Origin of the sequence: Kribbella sp. NBC_01245, from assembly GCF_036226525.1 — a bacterium.
GTDB lineage: Bacteria > Actinomycetota > Actinomycetes > Propionibacteriales > Kribbellaceae > Kribbella.
The window spans coordinates 2,845,089-2,871,067 of the sequence record NZ_CP108487.1; the positions used below are offsets into that span (position 1 = coordinate 2,845,089).

15 protein-coding genes and 1 tRNA gene are annotated in these 25,979 nt (G+C 68.3%); 8 read left to right on the plus strand and 8 right to left on the minus strand.

The window, feature by feature from the left end:
* Positions 1–3 precede the first annotated feature (3 nt).
* A complete protein-coding gene (locus OG394_RS12510) occupies positions 4–915 on the plus strand; it encodes an ROK family protein (RefSeq protein ID WP_328995418.1) in 912 nt (303 codons plus the stop codon).
* Positions 916–1,754: 839 nt separating this feature from the next.
* A complete protein-coding gene (locus tag OG394_RS12515; RefSeq protein ID WP_328995419.1) occupies positions 1,755–2,450 on the plus strand; it encodes a hypothetical protein in 696 nt (231 codons plus the stop codon).
* Between the two features lie 114 nt (positions 2,451–2,564).
* On the opposite strand, the gene OG394_RS12520 is transcribed toward OG394_RS12515, so the two are convergent.
* Positions 2,565–14,021 carry a non-ribosomal peptide synthetase/type I polyketide synthase gene (locus OG394_RS12520; RefSeq protein ID WP_328995420.1) on the minus strand — a complete coding sequence of 3,819 codons (11,457 nt, stop codon included), beginning with the start codon at positions 14,019–14,021 and terminating at the stop codon, positions 2,565–2,567.
* A gap of 430 nt (positions 14,022–14,451) precedes the next feature.
* Positions 14,452–14,952 (minus strand): luciferase domain-containing protein, encoded by a 501-nt coding sequence (locus OG394_RS12525; protein ID WP_328995421.1) that lies wholly within the window; start codon positions 14,950–14,952, stop codon positions 14,452–14,454.
* A 118-nt stretch (positions 14,953–15,070) separates the two neighbouring features.
* Here OG394_RS12525 and OG394_RS12530 point away from each other — a divergent pair, with 118 nt between their 5' ends.
* Entirely contained in the window at positions 15,071–15,394 is a 324-nt protein-coding gene (locus OG394_RS12530; protein WP_328995422.1) for a winged helix-turn-helix transcriptional regulator, read from the plus strand.
* Positions 15,395–15,398: 4 nt separating this feature from the next.
* On the opposite strand, the gene OG394_RS12535 is transcribed toward OG394_RS12530, so the two are convergent.
* From OG394_RS12535 to OG394_RS12545, 3 genes are all read right to left on the minus strand, one after another.
* Positions 15,399–15,470, minus strand: a tRNA-Val gene (locus OG394_RS12535).
* 34 nt (positions 15,471–15,504) lie between these two features.
* Positions 15,505–15,987: a peroxiredoxin gene (locus OG394_RS12540; protein WP_328995423.1), complete on the minus strand. Its 483-nt coding sequence runs from the start codon at positions 15,985–15,987 to the stop codon at positions 15,505–15,507.
* Positions 15,984–16,418 (minus strand): DUF3052 domain-containing protein, encoded by a 435-nt coding sequence (locus OG394_RS12545; RefSeq protein WP_328995424.1) that lies wholly within the window; start codon positions 16,416–16,418, stop codon positions 15,984–15,986. Before OG394_RS12545 ends, OG394_RS12540 begins: the two co-directional genes overlap by 4 nt.
* A gap of 351 nt (positions 16,419–16,769) precedes the next feature.
* Here OG394_RS12545 and aceE point away from each other — a divergent pair, with 351 nt between their 5' ends.
* Positions 16,770–19,499, plus strand: a complete 2,730-nt coding sequence (gene aceE, locus OG394_RS12550) for a pyruvate dehydrogenase (acetyl-transferring), homodimeric type (RefSeq protein WP_328996828.1) — start codon at positions 16,770–16,772, stop codon at positions 19,497–19,499.
* Positions 19,500–19,562: 63 nt separating this feature from the next.
* Here aceE and OG394_RS12555 read toward each other — a convergent pair whose 3' ends face one another.
* Positions 19,563–20,042 carry a hypothetical protein gene (locus OG394_RS12555; protein WP_328995425.1) on the minus strand — a complete coding sequence of 160 codons (480 nt, stop codon included), beginning with the start codon at positions 20,040–20,042 and terminating at the stop codon, positions 19,563–19,565.
* Between the two features lie 87 nt (positions 20,043–20,129).
* Here OG394_RS12555 and OG394_RS12560 point away from each other — a divergent pair, with 87 nt between their 5' ends.
* The 4 genes from OG394_RS12560 to OG394_RS12575 all read left to right on the plus strand — a co-directional run bounded on the left by OG394_RS12560 (position 20,130) and on the right by OG394_RS12575 (position 23,929).
* On the plus strand, positions 20,130–20,984 hold the full coding sequence (locus tag OG394_RS12560) for a GH39 family glycosyl hydrolase (RefSeq protein ID WP_328995426.1): 855 nt from the start codon (positions 20,130–20,132) through the stop codon (positions 20,982–20,984).
* Between the two features lie 70 nt (positions 20,985–21,054).
* Complete coding sequence (locus OG394_RS12565) at positions 21,055–21,798, plus strand: hypothetical protein (protein ID WP_328995427.1); 744 nt, start codon at positions 21,055–21,057, stop codon at positions 21,796–21,798.
* 73 nt (positions 21,799–21,871) lie between these two features.
* Positions 21,872–23,353 carry a peptide MFS transporter gene (locus OG394_RS12570; RefSeq protein WP_328995429.1) on the plus strand — a complete coding sequence of 494 codons (1,482 nt, stop codon included), beginning with the start codon at positions 21,872–21,874 and terminating at the stop codon, positions 23,351–23,353.
* A gap of 39 nt (positions 23,354–23,392) precedes the next feature.
* On the plus strand, positions 23,393–23,929 hold the full coding sequence (locus tag OG394_RS12575; protein ID WP_328995431.1) for a hypothetical protein: 537 nt from the start codon (positions 23,393–23,395) through the stop codon (positions 23,927–23,929).
* On the opposite strand, the gene OG394_RS12580 is transcribed toward OG394_RS12575, so the two are convergent.
* Both OG394_RS12580 and OG394_RS12585 read right to left on the minus strand, forming a co-directional pair.
* The gene (locus OG394_RS12580) at positions 23,884–24,849 is read right to left on the minus strand and encodes a helix-turn-helix domain-containing protein (protein ID WP_328995433.1); all 966 of its coding nucleotides are present in this window, start codon (positions 24,847–24,849) and stop codon (positions 23,884–23,886) included. The genes OG394_RS12575 and OG394_RS12580 overlap by 46 nt on opposite strands.
* A gap of 93 nt (positions 24,850–24,942) precedes the next feature.
* Complete coding sequence (locus OG394_RS12585; RefSeq protein WP_328995434.1) at positions 24,943–25,977, minus strand: pirin family protein; 1,035 nt, start codon at positions 25,975–25,977, stop codon at positions 24,943–24,945.
* Positions 25,978–25,979: the final 2 nt, after the last annotated feature.

Below are 25,979 nucleotides of genomic sequence, written 5' to 3' on the forward strand. Positions count from 1 at the left end.
TCTGTGAACGACGAGACCGTTCTCGGTATCGACATCGGCGGCACCAAACTTGCTGCCGCGATCGTGAACGCCGACGGCGAAGTCCTTACCCAGGACCGGATTCCGACGCCGGTGGGCAATGCCGACCAGGTCTTCGCCGCGCTCGGCGAACTGATCGAGAAGGTCCGCGGCGACGCCACCCCGGCCGCCGTCGGCATCGGCTCGGCCGGTCCGCTCGATCAAAGGCACGGCCTCGTCTCGCCGGTGAACATCTTCGGCTGGCGCGATTTCCCGCTGGTGGATCGCGTCCGCGCGCTGGTGGACGACGTACCGGTGACGCTCGGGGTGGACGGACACTGCTTCGCGCTTGGCGAGTTCTGGACGGGCGCCGGCCGGGGCGAGTGCAACCTGCTCGGCATCGTCGTCTCCACTGGCGTCGGCGCGGGCATCGTCACGAACGGCCGTCCGCTGCTCGGCCAGTCCGGTAACGCGGCCCACCTCGGCCACATCGTCGTCGACCTCGACGGCGAACCGTGCGCCTGCGGTTCCTTCGGCTGCGTCGAGACCTACGCGAGCGGACCCCGGATGGTCGCCCGCGCTCAACGCCGCGGCTGGCGTCCCGGCGAAGCGGTCGACGCCGCCGTACTCTCCGCCGACGCAGCTTTGGGTGACGAGACCGCCCTGGCCACCTTCGACGACGGCGCCCAGGCGCTCGCGGCCGGCATCGTCGCGACCGCCGTCACCGTCGACCTCACCACCGTCGTCATCGGCGGCGGCGTCGCCAAAGCCGGCCCGATCCTCTTCGACCCGGTCCAACGCTGGGTCAAACGCCTCGCCCAGCTCCCGTACGTCACCGACCTGAGCGTCCGCCCCGCCCAACTAGACAACGCCGGCCTAATCGGCGCCGCCCGCCTAGGCCTCGACTCCCTCCGCTAAATCAGACCCCCGGCCCACCGCGGCCGCCCTCCCCTCTCTCCTCCCGCGAGTGGTCGCGTCTTTCTCGTCCCGCGAGTGGTCGCGTCCTTCCCCTCCCGCGAGTGGTCGCGTCCCTCCTCTCCCGCGAGTGGTCGCGTCCCTCCCCTCCCGCGAGTGGTCGCGTCCCTCCCCTCCCGCGAGTGGTCGCGTCCACTCGCGAGTTGGTTCGGGGTGGTTGCCCGAGGGCGGTGCGCTCTCTCCGCCGCCCGCATCGCGAGTTGGTTCGGGGCCCGCATTCGTGCGTCGTCGCGTCGACTCCTGGGTTCCCGTGCCGAATAGCCGGCCCGGAACCCAGGACTTCAGGGGACAACGCACGAATGCGCGGACCTCGGAACCGGCGGTCGGCGGGGGCGACTGCGCAGGCGCGAGGGCGAGTGGGCGATGACGGTGTGTGGTGGGGGGAGCAGGATTTCCGGAGTGAGGGGCGTCGGGCGCGGGTTGATCCGGTCGGCGTTGGCAGATGCCGGGGATTTGGTCGAAAACCGGACTAACTGAGGTTCTTTCAACATAATTCGTGCCCGGAAAGGGCCTTCCCGTGCACTTGTGCGCAATTAACACTCAGTTACCAAAATCCTTGTAACGCCGCGCCCTGCTCACGCGATGCTACGGGTGGATGGGGTGGGGGCACCGTATCCACGGCAATCAGGGGGGCCTGCCTGCCAGGGATTGTCCTCCGCGAGTGTGGCGAAGTTCTGCTTCGCCGCACTCGCGGATTGTCCGACTATCCGCCAATCAGACGATGCCACGTCCACCCAAAAGCGTCACTCGGGGCGCCATATGACGGCAGGGGTAGGTAACACATGGACGTCTTCGTTCTTCTGATATTCGCCGGATTCTTTGCCGCGCTCACCGTGGCCACCACGGCCAACGGTGGTCTGCTGCGCGCGTCGATGCGCCGGCCCGGGCTCTTCCAGGCTGTCGCGGTCGGCGCCGGGACCGTACTCGTACCGCTTGACCTCTCGGTCGCGGCGTACGGAACCATCGGCGGCGGCCAGGCCAGGTTGTCCGATATCGCCGCCCAGTTGCTCCTGCTGAACGTCGCCGCCTCGTGCGGGATCGCCGCGCTGCACGGGTACCTTCGCCGCCTCGGCTTCGCGCCGGACGGCAGCTGGACGCCCGACGACCGGCGCGCGCTCGACGACGACCCGGCGATGACCAGCGGCACGGTCCCGACCAGCGGTGAGGCGATGAGCGGCTCGGTCATGACCGGCAGCGCCGTGATGACCGGCAGCCCGGTAATGACCGGGATTCGGGTGACGAGCGGCGGTTCGGCGATGGAGCCGGCGTTGCGGCTGGGCGTGCTGGGCTGGGTCGGTCCGCTGGTGGCGCTGGTCGCCGTCGCGGGCATGGTCGTACTCGGCCAACTTCGGAACCACGAAGGCGCCGCAGCCGTCGGACCGGTCTGGGCCTTCTACTCGGTCCTGATCTGTGTCATCAGTGCCTACGCCCTGCTTCGGCAGCGCGCCAGGGGAGCGATCGATCCTCAGGAGGGATGAGGATCGACGCGGGTTCTGCACCGCGGACGGTGGATCGCCGGGCTGTCGGAGGGGACGGCGCCGGAACAACCGACCACCCGTCCGCGGTGCAGAACGCTAAACGTCGATAGCGGGCTAGATGATCCCGCCGGGGCTGAGCGTCAGCTCATCGAGTACGTCGAGGAAGGCCTTGCGCCAACCGTCGATGGTCTTCTCGTCGAACAAGTCCGTCGAGTACTCGAACCGCCCACTGAGACCGCCTTCGGTCGGAGCGAGCACGAAGTACAGCTCGGTGCGCGCTGTCCCCGGCGCCTCGAGCGGCTCGATCGCCGCTGACGCGCCCGGCAGTTCCAGCCGTGATTGCGGCGTCGTGTCCACCGTGAACAGAACCTGCGGCGACTCCGCCGGACGCTCCGGATCCACCAGCCGGTAAACCTCGGCCAGCCCGAGCGCGTGGTGGTCGAGCGCCTTGAACACCCTCGTCCCGACCTGCGCGACCAGATCCGCGAACCGGATCTGCGTACCCAGGCTCAACCGCACCAGCAGCGCCTCGCCCACCGGCCCAACGGTCTTCGCGTGTTCCGGCCGGACGCGGCTCGGGCTCGACAACGCCACCACCAGGTCGCGCTCGCCGGACAGCCTCGACATCCAGACGGCGTACGCCGCGGTGAGCACGGACGCCCGCGTACTACCGAGCTTCTCCGCCACTCGGTCGAGCAGCGTCGCCGTCCGCGCCGGTACGTCGAACCGCATCGTCGCGCCATTGCCCGACAACCGCTCGGGCCTCGGCAGGTCGTACGGGAGTGGCAGCCGCAACGGCGCTCCATCGAGCTCCGACTGCCAGAACCGCTCCAGCTCCGTACGACGCGTCGCCGCCTCCGCGAGCCGCCAACGTGTGTACTCGGTGTACGACGCGGAGGGGCCGAGCGGGTTCGGCATCCCCGCGAGCACTTCGGCGTACAGCGATGACAGGTCAGACCAGATCAAAGCGGTCGACCAGGCATCGGTGATGAGGTGATGGACCACCAGCACGAGCACCCAGCGGTCATCGGCCAACCGGCCGAGGTGGGCCCGCCACAACGGCGCCTCGCCCGGCTCGAGGCCTTCGGACGCGAGCGCCTCGCTCCAGGACTCGCCGCCGTCGGTCGCCATGCCGAGGTCCTCCACCGGCAGGCGCACCGGCACCTGGTCGAGCACCTCCTGCACCGCGCCACCCGGGCGGTCAACGAAGCGCGTCCGCAGCGCGGGATGACGGTCGACCAGCATCCAGAGAGCATGCTCCAGCGCGGCCGGATCAAGGTCGCCACTCAGGACGACCCGGTGCGCGACGTTGTAAACCGCCGGCCGCTCCCCCACCTGGTGAAGCTCGCGCAGTCGCGTTTGCGTGCTGCTCAACGGCGCCGAGTCGACCACCACACTCGCGATGCCGTGCCCGTCCGACAAGGCCCCGATCAGCATGCCGTCGCCAACGACCCGATCCTCGTCGTCATCCACGAGATCAGCCTCAGGCAACCCTGCCGCCACAGCCTCGGCCTCAGCCTCACCGGCAGCATCAACCTCATCGGCCACCGCAGCCTCAGCCTTACCCGCCGACTCGACCTCGTCGGCTACCGCAGCAGCCTCGCCCGGGTTGGCTGCTCCGGCTTCGTCCGGTCCCTCAGCCTTATCCGCCGACTCGGCCTCATTTACTGCCGCGGCCTCGTCCGGTGCCTCAGCGTTACCGGCTTCCACCTCATCGGCTGCCGCAGCCTCGTCCTCGTTGCCGCTGGCAACCGTCTCGGCGACGACCTCCACGTCCTCGACTGTCTCGGCGTCGCTCACGTCCGCGGCAGCTTCCGCCGCCTCGATCTCGTCCTGAGCTGCCACGACCGTTTCAGCGACCGCCGTCCCAGCGTCAACCGTCTCGCCGTTAGCCGTTCCATTTGCAACCGGCTCGGCATCAACGGTCGCAACGGCAACAGTTCCGTTCGCGTGGGCTTCGGCAGGAACCGGCTCGCTTTCGGCTGGTTCGACGGCAGCGGCTGCCTTTGGCTTCGAGCGGCTGCCCTTGCCATTGAGCTTCTTCGGCGCGGTCTTCCCATTCGGCACGCTCTCGACCGACGCAGTGGCGACCTCCGCACCGGCGACCGGCGCACTTTCGCCCGATGTGGTCTTGCCATTCAGCGCGCTAGTCGGAGCCTCGTCGCCCGACGCATCGTCAGCCGACGCGTCCTCGCCTGACGCGTCCTCGTCCGACGCGTTCTCGGCACACGCGTTCTCGGCAGACGCGTTCTCGGTGGGGACCTCGATTTCGATGACCTGGATCGGCATCGACGTGACGACAGGCGTCGGCTCGTTGACCTGGGCAACCGAGGACGGGTCCAGCGCGGCCGCCAGGGACCGGATGGTCTGCGCCTGGAAGAGCTGCACCACATCCGCCCGCAACCCGGCCGCCCGCAACCGCTCGATCAACCGAACCGCGGCCATCGAGTTACCGCCGAGCTCGAAGTACGACCGATCCACCGGCACCTGCCGGACCCCGAGCTCCATCGCCCAGATCTCCTGCAGCCCACGCTCCAACTCGGTCCGCGGCGCGCCATCCCCCTCAACCGGCGAATCCCAAGCAGGCAAGGGCAATCCGGCCCGATCCAACTTCCCACCCGGCGTCAACGGCAACGCCTCGATCGGCATCAGCAACGCCGGAACCAGATACTCCGGCAGTACCTTCCGCAACTCACCAATGACCTCAGCCGGCCCCGAGACGTCCTCCGCGAGTACGACGTACCCGATCAAACAAGTCTCGCCAGCAGGATCGTTGCCCACGACAACTACCGCGTCGACAACCTGCGGGAGCTCGGCCAGCACATGCTGTGTCTCTCCCGGCTCGACCCGGTTCCCACGAATCTTCACCTGATCGTCCAGCCGCCCGAGGTACTGCAGACTGCCATCCGGACGCCAACGACCAAGGTCCCGAGTGCGATAAAGCCGCGCCCCCGGCTGTTCCGGATCGGTCACGAACGCGGCAGCGGTCTCGTCCGGCCGACCGATGTACCCGCGGGCGACCGACGTACCACCCAAGTGGATCTCGCCGACCGCGCCAACCGGCACCGGCCGCGAGCGCTCATCCAGCAGCCGGACCAGCACGCCCTCGATCGGACGGCCGATCGCCGGACGCTCCTCCGCGCCGTACACGGGCTGGCTCGTCGCGATGATCGACGCCTCGGTCGGCCCGTACTCGTTGGAGAGCAGGCAATCCGGGTGCGACGCGAAGAAGTGCCGTACGTCGTCCGTGACGACCAATTCCTCGCCCACCGAGACGATCTCGCGCAACCCCGGCAGCGACGGCCCGCTGGCTAGGAACCGGGTCAGCGGCGTGTACGTCATGAAGAGCCGCTCGACGCCCGCCGAGTTGATGACCGACGAGATCGCGGCCGGGTCGAAGCGCGACTCCTCCGGCAACAACACCAACGCCGAACCCGACGCCAGCGTGCTGAACAGCTCCTGCACGCTCACGTCGAACCCGAACGACGTCCACTGCAACGTACGCAGAGCCGCTCGCTCCCGCTGGTAGTGCCGGATCAACGCGACCGGCCCACGATGCGGCACGGCCACGCCCTTCGGCCGGCCAGTCGAGCCGGAGGTGTAAGCGCAATAGGCGATCCGGGTCGGATCAGCCGGCACGCCGGGACCCTTCGCCGCGCGCGGGTCATCGGCAGAGGCGTTCGCCGGGATGAGCCGGAGGCCGAGGCGATCCGCCAGCGCGGCGTCATCGCCGACCAGCGCGACCGCGCCTGCGTCGCCCGTCATGAACGCCCAGCGCGCCTCGGGCAAACCCGGGTCCAACGGCAAGTACGCCGCGCCGGCCTTCAGCACGGCGAGCACCGCGACGACCAGTTCGACACCCCGGTCCTGACGAATGGCCACCAGCTGATCCGGCTCGATCCCGAGATCCACCAACTGCCAGGCGATCGCGTTGGCGCGCTGGTCGAGCTCGCCGTACGTCATCGAGCGCTCGCCGTCGATCAGGGCGATCGCGTCGGGCGTCCGCGCGACCTGCTCCTCGAACAACGTGTGCAGCCCGGCCGAGTCGTCCGCCGCCTGCGTGCCGGACCAACGGTCGAGCACCGCGCGGTCGGCGGCGGTCGGAGCGGTCAGCACGGCCAGCGGGGTATCGCCGGAACTCGTTGCCCTGCGCAACACCGCCTCGACGTACTCGAGCAGGCGCCGCACGGTCACCTCGTCGTACAGGGCCGTGCTGTATTCCGCCGTGCACCGGATGCCGTCGGCGTGCTGCACCAGGTAGAGCGTCAGGTCGAGCGGCGCCCGATCAGCCGGTACGTCGACCACGGTGGCGCGCAGACCGGGCGGATCGAACGCGACGTCCGGGGTGTGCCCGTATTCGACCAGCACCTGGAAGATCGGATTGCGGGCCGGATCGCGAACGGGGTTGAGCGCCTCGACCAGTTCGTCGAAGCCGGCGCCGGTGTGATCGACCGCCTCCATCGTCGCCTCGCGCACCCGGACGGCCAGATCGGCCAGCGTGGGCTCGCCGGTCAGGTCCATCCGCAACGGCACGGGCTCGATGAACAGGCCGACCAGTTCCTCGGTCCCGGCGGGGCGGTTCGAGAGCGCCGTGCCGATGACGAGGTCCTGCTGACCGGCGAACCGGCCGAGCACGGCACCAACGGCCGCGAGCAGCGTCATGAACGGCGTGACCCGGTTCTGCCGGCTGAAGGCGGCGACCTCTTCGCGCAGGCCCGCGTCCAGTTCGTGCACCAGCGACGCGCCTTCCACGGTCGCGTGGGACGGCCGCGGGCGATCGGTCGGCAGCCGCAACGGCACCAGGTCGGACAGCGTCTCGCGCCAGTAGCCGAGATCCTCCGCCTTGCGCGCGAGGTCCACCGAACGGCTCGCGGCGTACGCCGGGTAGGTCGTGGTCAGTGCGGGCAGTTCCTCGCCGCGGTAGTACGCCGCGAGGTTCTGGAGTAGGACCTGAGTGGAGTACGAGTCGAAGACCAGGTGGTGGACCTGGGCGACCAGGAGGTGCTTGTCATCGGCCAGCCGTACCAAACGGGCCCTGAGCAACGGTCCGCCGGCCAGGTCGAACGAACCGGACAGCTCGTCCAGCACGGCCCAGGCGGCGTCATCCTCGTCATTGCCCTCGGCAACGATCAACGGGAGTTCAGCGCGGCCGGTATGGACCTGCTGCAAAGGCGAACCCTCGACCACCGGGAACGACGTGCGCAAAGGCGCATGGCGATCGACGACGCGCTCGAAGGCCCAGCGCAACCGGCCGACGTCGAGCGGTCCTTCGAGCCGGATCACCTTGGACTCGTGGTAGGCATCGCGGTCCGGGCGCAGCTGCTCCAGGAACCAGATACCGCGCTGACCAGGCGTGAGCGGCGCCTGCACCGGCGGTTGTTCCGCCACCGGACGCGAGACGACCGGTGCCACCGGCAACGATTCCGCCTTTGTTGCCGCAGGCATCGACGGGGTCCGGCCGAGGACGGCGAGCTGGTCGCGCATTATGCCGGTGATCTGCTCGACCAGGGACGCGGCGACCTTGAGCTGTTCGGTCATCAGCGTGCTGATCGCCGGGCCCTCGGGACCGATCGGCGCCGACTCGACTCGCGCGACCAGCTCGGCCAGACCGTCACCGAGCACGCTCAACGCGGTCTGGGCCTCGGTCACGCCTTCCGGCAGCACCTGCGGCGCTTCGACGCGTTCCGGCTCCGGCGGCACGGTTGCCTCGGGCAACGGAGCGGCCGGCGGGTTCGCCGCGACGGCCGTGGCGAGCCGGTGCGGCGTGTCGAGTCCGCTGAAGAGATCGCGGACCTCCAGCTCGGCCGAGAACCGCTGCCGGACCTCCTGCACCACCCGCAGCATCGACAGCGACTCGGCGCCGAGCTCCAGGAAGGTGTGGTCGGACGTGATGTCGAGCGGATCCAGCCCGAGCTGCTCGGCGGTCAGGTCGAGGATGATCTCGAGCGCCGCCTGGTAGCGCGCGGCGACGGCATCCGCGTCGGTCGGCGCCGGCGCAGGCTCGAACCCACCCGGTACGCCGCTGCCGAGGTCGATCCGGGCCGCGCGGGTGGCGGCGACGGCCTCGACCTCGGTCCGCGCGGGCCTGCCGGGACGGCCCGAGTCGTCGATGCGGTGCCTGACCTTGCGGAACGGGTACGGCGGGAGGGGCACGCGGCCGCTCGCCTCGAACACCTTGTCCCAGTTGATCTCGGCGCCCTGGCGGTACAGCTCGGCCAGGGCGTTCATCGTGGCGAAGACCGGGTCCTGCCCGAGTCGCTGGGTCGGGATCCAGGTGCTGTTCGGGGCGATCCGGCGACCGGCCGGACTCAGCACGGCGTCGGGCCCGAGCTCCAGGAATCGGCGGCAACCGGCGGCGGTCAACGCCTCCACGGCCGCGCCGAATAGCACGGGCTCCCGCAACTGCCCGACCAGGTAGTCGACGTCGACCACGGTGTCGGTTTCGAGCAGTTCGCCCGACCAGGTGCTGACCATCGGCGTCCGCAACGGCATCAGCGTGATGTCAGCGGCGACGGCGGCGAAGTCCTCGAGGATCGGGTCGAGCAGCGAGCTGTGGAAGGCCCGGTCGACGTCAATCCGCTGCCAGGCAACGTCTTCCAGCAGGTCGAGCTTCTCGGCGAGCTGACCGACGACCACCTCGGCGCCAGTGAGTACGAACGAGTGCGGACCGTTGCCCGCGGCAATCTCCACGCCCGGCGTCTGCACGAGCTCGCGCACCCGGTCGGCGTTGGCCCGTACGGCGACCATCGCGCCCGGCGCCGTACCCTGCTGAAGCAATTTCCCGCGACGCGTGGTGATGCGAACACCGTCCGCCACGGACAAGGCCCCGGCCACGCACAACGCGGCGTACTCCCCCACGCTGTGGCCGACCACGAGTGCGGGCTCAACGCCGAACGAGCGCCACAACTTCGCGAGCGCGACCTCGAACGCGAACAGCGCGGGCTGTGCAGTTTCCGTCGGCCAAGCGCTCTCGGCGCCGTCGGACGATAGGAGTAGGTCGAGCAGACTCCCGCCCGTCTCCTCGGCGTACACCGCGTCGCACTCCTCCAGAGCCGCGCGGAAAACGGGGAACCGCGTCGCGAGGCCGGCGGCCATTCCGCGACGGGCGGCGCCTTGGCCGGTGAACGCGAAGCCGAGAGGGCCGGGACCGCCTCGGGGCAGTTCGCCTTGTTCGGGCCGTTCGAGGGCGGCCGCGAGCTCCTTCGCGGAGGAACCGGTCACGGCGAGGCGATAGCGCAACGCCGGACGACCGAGTGCCGCCGTACCGGCGACGTCGATCAGGCGACGGTCCGGATGGGCGTGGAGGTCTTCGCGAACGAGGCCCGCAAGCTCTTCGAGGGCGTCAGGCTCGGCCGCCGAAAGGGCCAGTACGACCGGGCCGTCGGTCCCGCGGCGAACCGCGACCGGCGGCTCCTCGAGGATGACGTGAGCGCTGCTGCCGTCGTTGCCGACGGCATTCACTCCGGCCCTCAGCGGTCCGTCCGACGAGGTCCACTCGCCGTCTTCGATCGGGCGGAACGGGCCACCGAGCTCGGGGACGTCGCCGAGCGTCGGGACCAACGTGTGGTGCTGCAGCATCAGGACGGTCTTGAGCAGACCGGCCATGCCCGCGGCGTTGTCCAGGTAGCCGATGTTCGGCTGGACGGAGCCCAGGGTGCAGAAGGCGGTCTTGTCGGTACGACGGCCGAGCGCCTCGGCGAGCGCGCGATACTCCACCTCGTCGTCAGCCGGTACGCCGATGCCGTCGACCTCGATATAGCCGAGCGTGTCCGCGTCGAGCCCGGCCTGCTGCAGCGCCTGCTCGATCACCTCGATCCGGCTCTCCAGCGCCGGTGCGCCCGCGCCCTCGTTGTTGACCGCCGAACCACGGATGACCGCGTGGATCGTGTCGCCGTCGGCCAGCGCCTTGTCCAGCCGCTTGAGCAGCACGGCCGCGACACCATGGCCCGCCACGGTACCGCCGTACTCCTCGCTGCGTTCTTGCAAAGCCGTTGCCTGCGGCACCTGAACCGCCGCGGCGCCGGCCAGCGCGAGGTCGGTATCACCACTGCGCAAGGCCTGGCAGGCAAGGTGTACGGCGACCAGGGATGACGAGCCGGCGGTCTGTACGCCGATCGCGGGGCCGGTCAGACCGAGGCGGTACGCGACGCGAGTGGCGAGGAAGTCCGGCTGGGTCATGCCCGAACCGGCGAACAGGCCGATCCGGCCCGTGCCCGCGCCAGCATAACCACCGTGCTCGAGTGCATGCTGCGCGACCTCGAGGAAGTGGCGTTGCGCCGGGTCGGTCAGCTCCGCCTCGCGCGCGCTGATGCCGAAGAACTCCGCGTCGAACGCGTCCACCTCAGCCAGCACGCCGCCGGCGGCGCCTTCTGTTTGGGCGTCCGCCTCGGTCTTGGTGGCGGTTGTGCTGTCGGTCGCGGTGGTGAGGTTTTGCCAGAACTCGGCCAGAGTCGTTGCCCCGGGCAAGCGTGCGGCCATGCCGATGATCGCGATCGGGTCGACTGCCACTGGACGCGCGGCTCGTTCGACCGGGTCCATCGTCAGCTGCGCGTGCAGGTAGTTGCCCAGGGCAAGCACTGACGCGTGGTCGAACATCGCGGTGCGCGGGAACTCGAACCCGAGCTCACGCTGAAGTCGACCGTGCACCTGGACCATCGAGACCGAGTCGGCGCCGAGCTGGTGCACGGGCGTCTTCTCGTCGACGTCCTGACCGAGCACGGCACCGAACACCCGTGCCACCAACGCGACGGTCTCCCCGGCGTCGACGGCGTCCGCTTCGGCCGCCGCGGGGGTGTGGTGGGTGGTCCCATTGAGCGACGCCTCGGGCTCAGCGCCGACCATGACCGGAATCGGCTGAATCACCGGCTGAGCCCCACCCGCCTCAAGCGACTCAACCTCATCGCTCCCGGCCTCATCCGTCTCGGCCTCATCGGTCCCGGCCTCGTCGGACTGGTCGTCGGACTCGTCCTCGATCGCTTCAGCCTCGGACTCGGTGCCGGGCTCGGTCTCAGCTACCGGCTCGGTCTCAGCTACCGGCTCGTTCTCAGCGGTCGTCTCGTTCTCAGCGGTCGTCTCGTTCTCAGCGGTCGTCTCGGGATCCTCCGCAGCGATCGCCTTGAGGACGGTCGTCTTCTCGGACTCGTCCTCGTCGTCCGCTTCGAGTTCGGCAACCGCCTCGGAATCCTCGTCAGCCGTTCCCTCGGCTACCTCGGCACTCTCGGACTCGTCGGACGTCGCTTCGGCCTCGTCCTCGACAGCAGGCTCGACCTCGTCCGCGACTACCGCTTCCTCAGCGACCTGCGCTTCAGTAGCCGACTCCTCAGCAACCGAGTCCTCGCCAACCGGCTCTTCGGCCGACGACTCTTCTGCGACCGACTCGGCCTCGGCTTCGGCCTCGGCATCGGTGTCGACCTCGGCGTCCGCGTCCACCTCGGGTACCGATTCCGGCTCCACCTCAGGCGTCGGTTCCACCTCAGGCGTCGACTCGGGCTCCGCCGTCGGCTCTGGCTCGACCTCAGGCGTCGACTCCGCCTCGACCGACGACTCGGCCTCGATCGTGGGCTCGGGGGTCGGCTTGGGCTTCAGTTCGGGGGTGGACTTGGGCTTGTGCTTGAGGAGGTTGAAGCGCGGCAGTACGACGGTTGCGTCGCCTTCGTCCAACTCCGCCGGCTCCTCGGGAGCAACCGCGGCCGCCGGCGTCTCTTCGACACTCGGCACAGGCTCAGCATCAGGTTCAACGACCGGCTGCTCGACGACAGGCTGTGCGACCGGCTCGGCGTCCTGGGAGGCGGCCTGCGAGGCGGTTTGGGAGCCGGTGTCGGCGTTGGCGTCGGACTCGGCGAGCAGGGAGCCGTCGAGCCAGCGATCCTTGAGCACCGGGCGCAGCACCTTGCCGCCAGTGGTGACCGGGAAGCGATGACGCGGCACCGCGATGACCTCGGCCGCGAGGGCGAAGCGTCCGAAGACGACGGCGCGGACCGCTTCCGACCTACCGGCTGGAGGTTCGGTCTCAGCGGCGTAGAACACCACCAGGCGATCCGTACCCGTCGCCGGGTCGGGAATGCCGCAGGCGGCTACCAGGCCCGTCTGCAGGCCGTTCACCGTCGCGGCGGCGGCTTCGATGTCGTGGGCCTGGTGGTTGTGGCCGTTGATGATGATGCGATCGCTGTCCCGGCCGGTGATAACGACCTGGCCGCCCGTGATGAACGCCTGGTCGCCCGTCGCCAGCCACTTGTGCGCAGGCCAATTGCCAACCGGGAAGGCGGCACGATCGGCCGCGGGATCACCGAGGTACCCAGGCGTGACGCGAGCCGAGGCGACCTGCAACTGCCCGACCCACCCCTCGGGCAACACTCGCCCGTTGGCCCCGACGATCCGGACGGTCACACCCGGCGCCGGAGCTCCGGCCGAGACCAGGCTCACCGGCGGCGGCAGCGTCGTACCGGACCTGTGCGCGACGGTGACCGTGCTCGGCGTGCGGTTGTCGAGCCACTCCACGGCACCGCCGGAGCCGATCCGGACGCGATGCACGTTCGCCGCGAGACCCGGCCGGGCGAAGGTGATGCCGGTGACGGTCTCGGTCATCCCCCAGGCCGGTACGAACGTCTCGGGCACGATGCCGAAGCGACTGGTGACGCGCAGGAATTCGGCCACCACGGGCACGGTGATCTGCTCGCCACCGCTCACCATCGAGCGCAGCGCCGAGAGATCCCAATGCCGGTCCGGATCGCCCTGCACCGCGGCCGTGACCAGGCGGTAGGCGAAGTTCGGCGCCCAGGAATGGTTCACCCGATGCGTCGCCATCAGGTCGAACCAGCGCAGCGGATCGGCCAGCACCCACGCGGTCGAGGCGTGGATGTTCGTACAGCCGATGAACACCGGCAGCAGGTGGTAGAGCAGGAAGGCGCCACTGTGGTCGAGCGGCAGCCAGTTCAGCGTGATCTGGCCCGGGCGGATCGGCAGCATGGCCGGCGTGCCCGCGGCGAACTCGACCAGCCCGCGATGCGTCAGCTGGATCAGCTTCGGCGTACCGCTGGTGCCGGACGACATCATCAGTACGGCGACCTCGTCCGGCGCGGGCCGGTGGAACTCGGTGGCTGGCTCATGCCCGGCCAGCGCGTCCGGGTCGAGCACGAGCAGACCGAGGTCGGCCGGCAGATCCGAGGGACGGCCGATCAGGACCGGGTTGCCGAGCACGGCCGCGATCCGGCGCAACCGCTCGCGCCCCTCGCCCGCCGTATCGCCCTCGACCGCGGGCGTGGCCAGCAGCGGGCGGATACCACCGAGGCTGCAGGCCCAGAACGACGCGAGAAAGCCGATCGGTTCGGTGCAGTGCACGATCGCGGCATCACCCGGGCGAATGCCATGGGCGCGCAGCCCCGACAAGATGCGCGCGGCGAGCTCGAGCAGGATCGGGTTGTCCAGCCGGGTCGGCCGTCCATCCGGCCCGACCTCGACCACGCCGGCCTCGGGAAAGTTCCGGGCGGCGTGCACGAGTGCCGACGGCAGGTCGCGCGGATATCCGGCCGGGATCATCAACGCCGGACCCGAGCTGATCGCTGATCGCTCCACGGTGCTCCTCATAGCGGCCTCAACCCCAGCCACCGGGGCGACCGGCGTACCACGGACACGTGCCTCCCCAACGGATGGGCCAGGCGATAAGTCACGCCCAGCCCCACGACAGAACCGGCCCCGTCTGTTCGCCCAAGCCTCACGCCAGGACAACGAGCGTGAACCTTATCAGTCAGCAGACTCGGCCAAATAAGCCGCCGACCAACCCCGCCGATCGCCCATCCGTCAACCGCCGTCTCACCTCACGACGTACTCACGGACATCCAGAAGTCAACCCGAATTCAACCGGCCGAACCCGCAACAACGGCGTACGACACCACCCAAAGGCCACCCCGATCCTCCCCCGCTGCCCCCGCCGATACCCCACCCCACCAGAAGTCCTTACGAAGATTTTGTGACCCCAACACGGTCGGACCCGAAACGCCGCCCCTCATCCCATCCTGCTGCTGCGGGCGAAGGTGTGGCTTTGTTGGACGAGGGGCCAGAGGATTTCCAGTTCGTCGTTGTTGCGGGGGCCGAAGAGCATGAGCAGGGTGGCGGGGCGTTGGCCGGCGCGGGCGATGGGGTGGAGTTCGCCCCAGCCTTGGCGTACTACCTCGGCCACGACGTCGTACGGCAGGGTGAGGTGGAGGCTGCCGTCGGTGGGGCCGTGGAGGTGCGCGAACTCGGTGCCGATGAGGAATCGCTCCGGCGTCAGGGTGGTGGGAGTGGGGCGTAGGTGGAGGGCGCGGGTGTCTGGGAAGGAGATTCCGCTTGGGCCGGTGACGACGTCGTCCAACGTGGTCATGCGGCGCCAGAGTTCTTCCTGGAGTTCGATCGGCGCGATTTGGCTGAGCTGCTGGTGCGGAATGGCTGGACCGGTGCGCGGCCGCGGCCCCTCCCGCGCCGGTAGACCGTGCAAAAAAGCCGGGAGGTCGGGGTGGGCTGGCATGGCGTTCTCTTTTCGTGGGCCCGGAGCTGACGAGAACGACGTTAGTATCTTTGGGAAAGTAGTTACCAAGGAGAAAGTGGCGGCCATAGTGGTGGATGATCCGTGTCCGATCAGTCCGGTGGTCGATTTGATCTTCGGCAGGTGGAGCAGCCAGGTGTTGTGGGTGCTCACGCATGACGGCAGACTGCGCTTCACCGAGCTCCGGCATCGACTGCCGGCCGTCAGCCCGAAGGTCCTGACCCAGCGGTTGCGGCAATTGGAGCGGGACGGGCTGATCGAGCGCACGTATTACGCCGAAATGCCGCCGCGAGTGGAGTACGAACCGACCGAGCTCGGACGCAGCTTGTCCCCGGTCTTCCAGACCATGGCCGCCTGGGCGGACTCGCACCTCGACCAGGTCGTTGCCGCCCGCCGCCGCCACGACCAAGGCGGCCGGCAGTAAAGGGTGGGCGCAGAGGGATTCGAACCCCCGACATCTGCCTTGTAAGGGCAGCGCTCTACCGCTGAGCTATGCGCCCGCTCGCCGCACCCGCAGGTACGCCGCGCCGAAGTCTAACCGAGCTCCCGGCCAAGGGCGGCCAGGCCCTGGGCGTAATCGTCGAGATCACGTGGTTGCGGAATCGGGTTCACCACCGACCAGCGGACGACGCCCGCCTTGTCGATCACGAACGTGCCGCGGACCGCGCAACCCCGGTCCGCGTCGAACACGCCGTACAACGAGGCCGCCGCGCCGTGCGGCCACCAGTCACTGAGCAGGCTGAAGCCGAGCCGCTCGGTGTCGTCGAACACCCGGAGGCTGTACATCGCGTCGCAGGAGACGCCGAGTACGACCGCGTCCGCCTGCGCGAACAGCTCCGGGCGGTCCCGGATCGCGGCGAGTTCGCCGGTACACGGGCCGCTGAAGGCGTACGGATAGAAGACCAGAACGACGTTCGACCGGTCCCGGTAGGACGCGAGCCGGATCTCCTCGCCGTGCTGGTCGCGCAGCACGAAGTCCGGCGCCTCGCTCCCCACCGGGGGGATCGAGGTGGTCACCGTTTGGTTCGGGGCGACTTCGGCATCACCAGCTTGGTGGCGGACCAGTCATCGGTCACGCTCAGACTGCTGGTGGTGGCAAGGCCCGCGGAGGGCGCCGCCTCGGCGACGTCGCTGGCGTCGACGTACCCGTCCCGGCCGACCTTCGGCGTCATCAGCCACACCACGCCACCGGCCTTCAGGTCGGTCAGGGCGTTCAGCAGGCCGTCGAACAGGTCGCCGTCCTCTTCTCGCCACCAGAGCAGGATGACGTCGACGACGTCCTCCGTGTCGTCGCCCACGAGGGCTTCGCCGGTGATCTCGCTGATGGCGTCGCGGAATGCGTCGTCACAGTCGTCGTCGTAGCCGAGTTCCTGAACGATCATGCCGCTCTCGAAGCCGAGGCGGCTAGCCTGGCTCTCGCCGTCCGCGTGGTCCGCGGTCGCGCTCACGTGTCCTCCTCCGTGTACCCGGTGTTCCGGGCTAGGCGTCAGTAGCAGTAGTCCATCGTGGCCTACCGCGTCGCGCAAGTATGCACGAGGGCCACCTTTCCTGTCCGCTAACCGCGCGCGGCGCACTGTTCCTAATTGTCGCTTCGGCACGCCTCAGGTGTCCGGTATATGCGTCCATCACCCGCCAGGCGTCCGGAAATACCGCCCTCAGCGGTGCCGGAACCTGAGTCCCGGGGACGCAAAGTAGAACGGAGTCCGGACAGGTGACAGGATTGCCGGGAGGACCGACCTAGAGAACGGCAGGACACCGTGGCTTCCGGACACGAACCACCAGCCATCATCACCGAGGGGATGCCCACCCAGCTCCCCGACATCGACCCCGACGAAACTCGGGAGTGGGTCGAATCACTGGACGCCGTGCTCGACGAGCGCGGCAAGGCCCGGGCGCGTTACCTCATGCTCAAGCTGATCGAGCGGGCGCGCGAGCGGCAGGTCGGTGTGCCGGCGCTGCGAAGTACCGACTACATCAACTCGATCCCGCCCGAGCGCGAGCCCTGGTTCCCCGGTGACGAGCACATCGAGCGGCGGATCCGGGCGTTCATCCGGTGGAACGCCGCCGTGATGGTGAGCAAGGCCAACCGCAAGGGCCTGGAGGTCGGCGGTCACATCGCCACCTACCAGTCGGCCGCCAGCCTGTACGAGGTCGGTTTCAACCACTTCTTCCGCGGTAAGGACCACCCGGGCGGAGGCGACCAGGTCTTCATCCAGGGTCACGCCTCCCCCGGTATCTACGCGCGCGCCTTCCTCGAGGGCCGGCTGTCCGCCGACCAGCTGGACGGCTTCCGCCAGGAGGTCTCCCGCGGTCCGCACAAGGGCCTCTCGTCGTACCCGCACCCCCGGCTGATGCCGGACTTCTGGGAGTACCCGACGGTCTCGATGGGTCTGGCCGCGCTGGACTCGATCTACCAGGCGCGCTTCAACCGGTATCTGCAGAACCGCGGTATCAAGGACACCAGCCAGCAGCACGTCTGGGCGTTCCTCGGTGACGGCGAGATGGGCGAGCCGGAGTCGCTCGGCGCGATCGGCCTGGCCGCCCGCGAGGAGCTCGACAACCTGACCTTCGTGGTCAACTGCAACCTGCAGCAGCTCGACGGGCCCGTCCGCGGCAACGGCAAGGTGATCCAGGAGCTGGAGGCCTACTTCCGCGGCGCCGGCTGGAACGTCGTCAAGGTGATCTGGGGCCGCGAGTGGGACAACCTGCTCGCCCAGGACCACGACGGCGTACTGGTGAACAAGATGAACACCACGCCCGACGGCCAGTTCCAGACGTACGCCGTGGAGTCCGGGGAGTACATCCGGAACAACTTCTTCGGTGGCGACCAGCGGCTCCAGGCGATGGTGCGCAACCTGTCCGACGAGGACCTGCGCAAGCTGCCCCGCGGCGGTCACGACTACCGCAAGGTGTACGCCGCCTTCAAGACCGCCTCGGAGCACGTCGGCCAGCCGACCGTCATCCTGGCCCAGACCGTCAAGGGCTGGACGATCGAGTCGCTGGAGGGCAAGAACGCCACCCACCAGATGAAGAAGCTCACCTCGAACGATCTGAAGGCCTTCCGCGACCGGCTCTACCTGCCGATCGAGGACAAGGATCTCGAGGACGCGTACAACCCGCCGTACTTCCACCCCGGCAAGGACTCGCCGGAGTACCAGTACATGATGGAGCGCCGTAACCAGCTCGGCGGCTTCCTGCCCGAGCGCCGGGTCAAGCCGAAGACGCTGAAGCTGCCCGGCGACGCCGTCTACAAGCCGCTCAGCAAGGGCAACGAGAAGACCCCGGTCGCCACCACGATGGCGCTGGTCCGGCTCTTCCGCGACCTGATGAAGGACCCGGAGATCGGTCACCGGATCGTCCCGATCGCGCCCGACGAGTACCGCACGTTCGGGATGGACTCGATGTTCCCGACGGCCAAGATCTACTCGCCGCACGGGCAGACGTACGAGGCGGTCGACCGCAACCTTCTCCTTGCCTACAAGGAGTCCGCGCAGGGCCAGCTGCTGCACGAGGGCATCAGCGAAGCCGGCGCGATGGGCTCGATGATCGCCGCGGGCACGTCGTACGCGACGCACGGCGAGCCGATGATCCCGTTCTACATCTTCTACTCGATGTTCGGGTTCCAGCGCACCGGCGACAGCCTGTGGGCGTTCGGCGACCAGCTCGGCCGGGGCTTCCTGATCGGTGCCACCGCGGGCCGTACGACGCTGACCGGTGAGGGCCTCCAGCACGCTGACGGGCACTCCCCGCTGCTCGCCTCGACGAACCCGGCCGTCGTGCACTACGACCCGGCGTTCGCCTACGAGGTCGCGCACATCGTCAAGGACGGCCTGCGCCGGATGTACGGCTATGGCCTCGACAAGGACAAGCCGTACGGCGAGGACGTCTACTACTACCTCACCGTCTACAACGAGCCCGTGCCGCAGCCCGCCGAGCCGGAGAACCTCGACGTCTCGGCTCTGCTCAAGGGCATGTACCGCTTCTCGGAGACGCCGACGGCCGCGGGCGACGACGTACCGCACGTGCAGTTGCTCGCCTCCGGTGTGGCGCTGCCGTGGGTCCGTAAGGCCCAGCAGATCCTCGCCGAGGAGTACTCGGTCGCGGCCGACGTCTGGTCGGTCACCTCGTGGAACGAGTTGCGCCGGGACGCCATCGCGGCGGAGCAGCACAACCTGATCCACCCGGAGGAGGATGAGCGGGTTCCGTTCATCACCGAGCAGCTCAAGGACACCAAGGGCCCGGTCGTCGCGGTCAGCGACTTCATGCGCGCGGTGCAGGACCAGATCGAGCGCTGGGTGCCGAACGACTACACCTCACTCGGTACGGACGGCTGGGGGCTGGCCGACACCCGGGCCGCGGCCCGTCGCCACTTCCAGGTCGACGCCGAGTCGATCGTGGTGGCCGCGCTGCAGATCCTCGCCAAGCGCGGTGACGTCAAGCGCGAGGTGGCCGCCGAGGCCGCCCGCAAGTACCGCATCGACGACCCGACCGCGGTCGCCGGCGTAAAGCAGGAAGGCGCCGGCGCCTAAGTTCCACGGCCGGCAAGCCTGAGAGCCGCCCACCCGTTCAACCGGGTGGGCGGCTCTTCTCGTTCAGCTGGTCCAGCTGACGCCCAGGTCCTGACGAGCCACCTCGTGCAGCTTGTTCAGCAGCCTCATCGCCTCGGGACCGATCGACTCCCAGCCATCCGGCTCGCGGTGCTCGGGAAGACGTACATGGGTCATCGCTTTGCGCACCTCGTGGTTCAGCTCGTGGGCAACCTCGATGGTCGCCGGGCTGGCCAGGAGCAGCAGGGTCTCGAAGGTCACCGAACGACGTGCGTTGGCCTCCTCCATCGCGGCTGCATGCCGGCTGTCGTCCGCACCCGTGTTGTGGGGTTCGAACATCACCCCGCCTGCGCGGACCACTTCCTTCACCGCGGTGGTGTAGGCGATGTAGGTCTCGAGCCTTCGCTCATCCCACCGCATCGCCATCGCCCGCTTGAATTTCGCCCGCTCCGCCGCCGCCGTCGCCAGGTACGAAGTGAACGCGCCAATGACAACCCCGACAAGGGTAAGAATTTGGGCAGTCATGCCACGAAAGACTACTGAGCGACCGGGCCTTTTCGATGGAGGCGAAAACGCTTACGCGGTGGTGATCTGGGCGCCATGGTTGCGGGCATGAGATCTCGCGTCTGGTCTGGGTTGCTGGCAACAGCGGTGCTGGCGGTTTGCGGTTTGGTCGCGGCGCCGACGGCCGAGGCGGCGACGGTGACGATCTCTGCGAACTACCAGAGCGACGCTGGCGTGTTCGACAAGTCGAAGTACCTGAACGCTAACGAGGGCGGCTACAAGACGCACAACAGCTTGAACTGGCTGCCCGAGTCGTACGACCAGTTCAAGGAGGCGGGGCTTCAGTTCGTCACGGTCACCCACCTGCTGAACGAGAACTTCTACAACGTCGTGTCCGGCACCGGCCCGAACTTCAGCTACGACTTCACCAAGCTCGACCGGGTGGTGTTGCCGCTGCTGGAGAAGGGTTTGACCCCGATGATGGGTCTGGCCTTCACCCCCGAGGTGCTCGGTGGCGCAACCAAGGCCGAGGGCTTCAACAACGCCATCCCGAACAACAACGCGTACTGGAAGCTGATCGTCCAGAACGTCGTCCAGCACTACAAGGACAAGGGCCACACCGGCTGGTACTGGGAAGTGTGGAACGAGCCCAACCTCGGTACGTCGTTCTGGAGCGGCACCCAGGCCCAGTACAACGCGATGTACAAGGCGACGGTTGAAGGCGTCCGCGCAGCCGACCCGTCCGCGAAAGTCGGCGGTCCGGCCACGGCCCAGCCGACCGGACCGTTCATCCGCGACTTCACGGACTACCTCGGCCAGAACCCCTCGGTGCCGCTCGACTATCTCAGCATTCACGAGTACGGCGGGACCTTCGACCTGGTCCAGGCAAAGGCGGACTGGCCCGCAACGGACGTGGCGACACCCCCATCTTCATCACCGAGTGGCACGCCAGCCCGAATATGACGCAGGGACCGGGCGCCATGTCCGACACCAACGTGATGGCGTCCTTACCGCCTGGAGATTGGACCAGGCGATGGCGAGACCAGGGCTGGGGAAGGTGTTCCACTTCGCGCCGAAGGAAGGCCTCACCCCGACCAAGCTGTTCAACGGTGACCTCGGGCTCGTCACCGTCGACAACCACCGGAAGTCCGTCTTCAACACGTACAAGTTGTTCAACCGCCTCCAGCCGACCCTGCTGTCGACGAACCTGTCCGGCCCAGGAACGGACACTCGTCGGGTCGGCGCCATCACCACGAAAGACCCGGCGAGCAAGGCCGTCACCGTGGTGATGTGGAACTACCAGGACAGCCCGACCGACGTCTCGATCAATATCGGCAACCTGCCGTACGCGGCCGATGGGAAGAACGTCCGGGTCACGCAGTACGTCATCGACGGCCAGGAGCCCTCCGAAGCACCCAACCACGGCTGGTCAAGCCAATGGGGCCGCACCGACAACCACCCCGAATCGGTCCGCCTGACCCTCCCGTCAGCCCGAACCCCCAGCCGGATCGACCTCTTCCCCCGAACGGATCCCGGCAACGAGGGCAAGGGTTTCCCGATCGACTTCACCGTCCGAGTAGCCACCGACGCCAACTGCACCGCATGGACCACGGTCGTCGCCCGCGGCGGCTACTGGAACCCAGGCCGCTTCCGGCAGACCTTCGGCTTCTCCCCGCGATCAACCCGCTGCGTCGAGGTCCAGGCGACCAGGCTGTACCGCTTCGCCGACTCGGGTTTCCACCTCTTCCAACTCGGCGAGATCAAGCTCCACGCCTGACCCGGGCAACTCGGCAGATCTTCAACCACTTAGAGTCGTTGGGGGTCCAACGAGTTAGCTGGGAGTAGTTGTCGTGTCACAGGGAGTCCAGACCGGTTCCGAGAAGACCTTCTTCGGCCACCCTCGCGGTCTGGCGACGTTGTTCACCACCGAGTTGTGGGAGCGCTTCAGCTACTACGGGATGCGCGCCATCCTGTTGCTGTACTTGACCGACAAAGCGCACGGCCTCGGACTCGGGCAATCCCTCGGCGAGGCAGTCGTCTCGATCTACGGCGCCTCGGTCTACCTGCTGTCGGTGCTCGGCGGCTGGTTCGCCGACCGGGTGATCGGTGCCCGCAAGACCGTGCTGTACGGCGGTGCCATCATCGTGGCCGGCCATCTGTCCCTCACCCTGCCGGCCGACGCGACCGCCTACCTGGGCATCGCGTTGGTTGCCCTCGGCACCGGTCTGCTCAAGCCGAACGTCTCCACCATGGTCGGCAACCTGTACGAGCGGGAGGACCCGCGCCGCGACTCCGCATTCTCGATCTTCTACATGGGGATCAACATCGGCTCGTTCAGCGCGCCGTTCGTGGTCGGCTTCCTGCGCGAGCACTTCGGCTTCCACGTGGCGTTCGGCGCGGCAGCCGTCGGGATGACACTGGCCCTGGTGTCGTACGTGCTTGGCCGCCGGACGCTCGAGGGTCGCGGCGACACCCCGCCGAACCCGCTCACGCCCGAGGACCGGCCGACGATGATCCGGGTCAGCCTCGCGGTCGTCGTACTGCTCGTCGCGGTGTTCAGCTGGTCGGCCTGGCGGTCCGGCGGGATCGGCCCGAAGCCGGTGGTGGACGCGATCTCGTACCTGTGTTTCCTGGCACCGATCGCCTACTTCACGATGTTGCTGCGCAGCCCGCTCGTCACGCCGGTCGAGCGCCAGCGGGTCCGCGCGTACATCCCGCTGTTCATCGCGGCGATGCTCTTCTTCATGGTGTTCGAGCAGGCGGCCACCACGCTGACGTCGTTCGCGGCGAACCGGACCGAGTTGTCGGTGTTCGGCATCACGATCACGCCGGAATTCTTCCAGTCGATCAACCCGTTCTCGATCATCCTGCTCGCGCCGGTGTTCGCCGTGATCTGGATCAAGCTCGGCGATCGCGGCCCGGCCATCGGCCAGAAGTTCGCGACCGGCCTGCTGCTCGCGGGCATCTCCTTCGGCGTGATGGCACTGGCCTCGTCGATCGCCGGGGAGGGCCTGGCCTCGCCGCTTTGGCTCGTGCTCGTGTACGTCATCCAGACGCTCGGCGAGTTGTTCCTGTCGCCGGTCGGCCTGGCCGCGACGACTGTGCTGGCGCCGCGGGCGTTCACGAGCCAGATGATGGCGCTGTGGTTCCTCGCGCCGGCCGCGGGGCAGGCGATCACGGCCCAACTCGTGCAGGCGACCGAGGGCGCGTCGGACACGTCGTACTTCGGTGGCCTGGCCGTGGTCACCATCGTCTTCGCCATCGCGTTGTACTTCCTCTCCCCCTGGATCCGCCGCCATGCCGACCAGCGAGGGAGCTCGTTCACCCACTAGAGGGATCCCCCGGTCGTGGTTCGGGCCGATGCTCGAACCATGACCTCCGTACCCCGCTGGGCCGAACGAGTCGCCCACCTCATCCCGCTGCTCACGTTGCCGTCCGGCCTCTGGCGGATCGGCCTGGCCCTCGGCTTCTCGATGGGCACGGTCGATCTGCACGGCAATCCCCTGTACGTCCGCGGCTGGGAGGTCGCGTACGTCGTGGGCCTGAGCGTGGTGTCGGAATTGCTTGCCCTATTGTCGTTCGGCCTGGTCCGGCCGTGGGGTGAGGTGGTGCCGCGCTGGATCCCCTGGCTCGGTGGGCGTCGCGTCGCGCCGTACGCCGCCATCATCCCGGCGACGCTCGGCTCGCTCGGCCTGATCGGGATCTGGGGTTACGGCTTCCGCGACCTGTTCACCGGCATCGACATCCCGTTCGCGAACGACGGCTGGGCCGCGCTGATGATCGGCGCCTACCTACCGCTGCTGCTCTGGGGACCGCTGCTGCTACTGCTGACCTGGGCCTACTACCGGCGCCGGTCGGGCGGTCAACTCAAGTTCGAGAGCGAGCGTCCGAGTTCGGTGCGGGCGTAAGAGTCGTTGTGGCTTACCAGCAGGCCGGCCTCTTGCAAGACCAGGAGGTCGGCCGTGACCTCGCGCATCGACAGGCCGAGACGGCTCGCGACCTCATCGGCGGTCCGCGGTTCATCGAGTACGGCGAGCAGGCGCGCGCGGGCATCACCCATCAGCTGCACCAATTGCGGCGATGGACCACCACGCCAGAAGGTCGCCGGCACCTCGATCGCGTACCACATGAACAACGGCTCGCCCGGCCGAACGAAGAACGCGGGCGGTCCCGCGAGAAAGACGCTCGGCGCCATCGGCAGACCCGCGTCGGTCGCCGTACTGGCGAAGTCGAGCTCGCAGCGGTTCTCCATTTCGAGCACGCCGTCGCGCCAGCGCAGGCTCGGGTGCAACTCGCCGAACATCCGGGCGGGTCCGTGCTCGGCCAACGTCCGGCTCCGCTCGGCGATATCGGCCTCGAGCACCGCCCGGAGTTGTGGCCAGGACGGCTCGATCGCCAACGTCCACCAGGCGTTCAGAGCCTCGACCAGCTCGGGCAAGTAGCGCTCGGGTTCTTCGAGGAACTGCCGGCCGAGACCTTGCAGCGGCGTTCGCGATTGCGTCTCGGCGAGATCGGCCCGCATCTGGTCGAGCGGCGTCTCGGCCAACGCGGTCAACTCGGCGTGGAAGTCGGGCGGTCCATCGTCTGGCGGCGGAGTGAGGAAGTCCGGGATCCACGAGCCGACGCGGATCAGCGAATCGAGCACCTCGCGATACTGCTGGAAGTCCGCCGAACGATCGATCTGCCGCGCGTTCCGGATCCAGGGCAGGTGTACGGCGTGCCGGGCCGGGTCCTGCATCGCCCATCGGCTGGTCACGGTCTCCCACAACGGCGAGACCGTGAAGCGGGTGGTGGCGAGGTCGTCGGGACCCAGCCTGGTGATCAGCACCGCCCTACGGTAGCCGTTCCACAGGCCTTGGATTAACCATTAGCACCAGTATCGAATCGGTCGGGAAATCGATAACCCAAGCGTTATGCCCGGTCAGCGCGAGCGGCCGCGGGGTTTCAGCTCGGTCGCGGGCAGGCCGGGTGCGGGCAGTGGGTCGCCGTCGTAGCCCGGCACCATCGCAAACCGGTCGTTGCCACCGGCATCGATCGCCGCCTGCCAGTCGGCGCGGGCGGTGACGATGTCGGCATGCGATCGGCCGATGAAGTTCCACCACATCACCAGGCGCTCCTCGAACGGCGCACCACCGAGCAACATGCATCGCACGCCTTCGCCCTCGGTTTCGATCTCGGTTTCGATCTCGGTCGAAAGGTCGATCTCGGTCCGGCCGGTGCCCAGGTAGACCATCTCGCCGTGGCCAAGGGTGAGGTCGCCGATCCGCAGCCGCCCGGCCACCACCAGTACGCCGTACTCGAACTCGGGTGTGAGCGGCAAGGCCAGAGTCTGTCCCGCATCGATGGCCAGGTCCGCGCCGACCAAGGGCGTGTACGCCGGAGCTGGTGAGGTGACGCCCGCGACCGAACCGATCAGCACTGTCGCCTTGGCGCCGTTGAACGTGGCGACTGGCAGGTCGACGTACTGGTTGAAAGCGGGTGGCACGGACGCCCGCGCGTCGTCGGGCAGCGCGACCCAGAGCTGGCAGCCGTGCAGGATCGACGGGCCGTCCGGCACGGAGACCTCGGAATGCGCGATGCCATTGCCCGAGGTCATGATGTTGAGCTCGCCCGGGCGGACGATCGCGTGTGAGCCGACGCTGTCGCGATGCTCGATCTCGCCCTCGAACAACCAGCTGACGGTCTGCAGGCCGGTGTGCGGATGCGGCGGTACGAGCATGCCGCGCGGGCCGGGTGCGTCGTACGAGTCGACTCGTGCGCTCAGGTCGTCCGGACCGTAGTGGTCGACGAAGCACCACGCGCCGATCATGCGGCGGTTCTTGTTCGGCAGTAGGCGGCGGACCTGGGTGGTCCTACCGAGCACGACCTTGCGCGGCTCGAGGAACTCCAGCGCATCGTCCTGAACGGCCTCCGCGCCGCACTCCGACTCGGCGGGATCGCGCTCGAGATTGCTCACGT

Bases quoted from the DNA above. Each gene is read 5' to 3' on its own strand.
- OG394_RS12515 (WP_328995419.1), top strand. From the start codon at position 1,755: ATGGACGTCTTCGTTCTTCTGATATTCGCCGGATTCTTTGCCGCGCTC.
- OG394_RS12525 (WP_328995421.1), bottom strand. From the start codon at position 14,952: ATGCCAGCCCACCCCGACCTCCCGGCTTTTTTGCACGGTCTACCGGCG.
- aceE (WP_328996828.1), top strand. From the start codon at position 16,770: ATGCCCACCCAGCTCCCCGACATCGACCCCGACGAAACTCGGGAGTGG.
- OG394_RS12555 (WP_328995425.1), bottom strand. From the start codon at position 20,042: ATGACTGCCCAAATTCTTACCCTTGTCGGGGTTGTCATTGGCGCGTTC.
- OG394_RS12560 (WP_328995426.1), top strand. From the start codon at position 20,130: ATGAGATCTCGCGTCTGGTCTGGGTTGCTGGCAACAGCGGTGCTGGCG.
- OG394_RS12565 (WP_328995427.1), top strand. From the start codon at position 21,055: ATGGCGAGACCAGGGCTGGGGAAGGTGTTCCACTTCGCGCCGAAGGAA.
- OG394_RS12575 (WP_328995431.1), top strand. From the start codon at position 23,393: ATGACCTCCGTACCCCGCTGGGCCGAACGAGTCGCCCACCTCATCCCG.